We start from the raw sequence: 761 nt of genomic DNA, 5'->3' as shown, positions 1-761 counted from the left end.
AACAAAGTCAAAAGAATAGCCATTAAGATTTCATGTTTGGAATCAAAAGAAAAAAACAAGCGGACGGACATAATTTTGCAAGTGAGGCTTTAAGGAAACGCTTAAAAGGAACCTTAATTGCCAGCCATTTGGTTAAATTTTACCGTGGAAGACAGGTTATTAATGATGTTTCTTTCGGCATTCGTACCGGAGAGGCTGTTGGCATTTTAGGTCCCAATGGTGCAGGAAAAACGACTTGTTTTTATATGGTTACAGGTCTTATTAAATCGGATGGAGGGTCCATTAAAATTGATGGATTTGATATCACGCATCTACCAATGTATCGACGTGCTCGTTTAGGTATTGGATATCTTCCTCAGGAAGCATCGATTTTTCGTGGTCTTTCAGTAGAAAAAAATATTAAAGCTGTTTTGGAAGTAGTAGAAAAAGACCGGCTTAAACGACGTGAAGATTTGGATGCCCTTTTGCATGAATTTAAAATTGACCATTTACGCAAGATGCCTGCTCTTTCTTTATCAGGTGGCGAGCGTCGACGACTTGAAATTGCACGTGCTTTAGCTTCTCGCCCCAATTTTATGTTACTTGATGAACCATTTGCAGGAATAGATCCTATTGCTATTTTTGATATTCAGCAGCTTATTCGTTATTTAACTAGGCGTGGGATTGGTGTTTTGATAACGGATCATAATGTGCGTGAGACATTAGGGCTTGTCGATCGTGCTTATATCATTCACGCGGGACAAGTTTTGGTTCATGGTTGT

1 protein-coding gene is annotated in these 761 nt (G+C 39.0%); it reads left to right on the top strand.

Going from position 1 to position 761, the window contains the following annotated elements; translation table 11 throughout:
- Nucleotides 1-32 precede the first annotated feature (32 nt).
- Nucleotides 33-761: LPS export ABC transporter ATP-binding protein (lptB, locus tag ACFINS_RS10160; protein WP_375706197.1), on the top strand; the 729-nt coding region annotated here is incomplete at its 3' end.

This window comes from Bartonella sp. AA2SXKL (genome assembly GCF_042197205.1).
Taxonomy (GTDB): Bacteria; Pseudomonadota; Alphaproteobacteria; order Rhizobiales; family Rhizobiaceae; genus Bartonella.
Note: the sequence above shows the minus strand (reverse complement) of the source record. Positions and strands in the feature narration are given on the sequence as shown.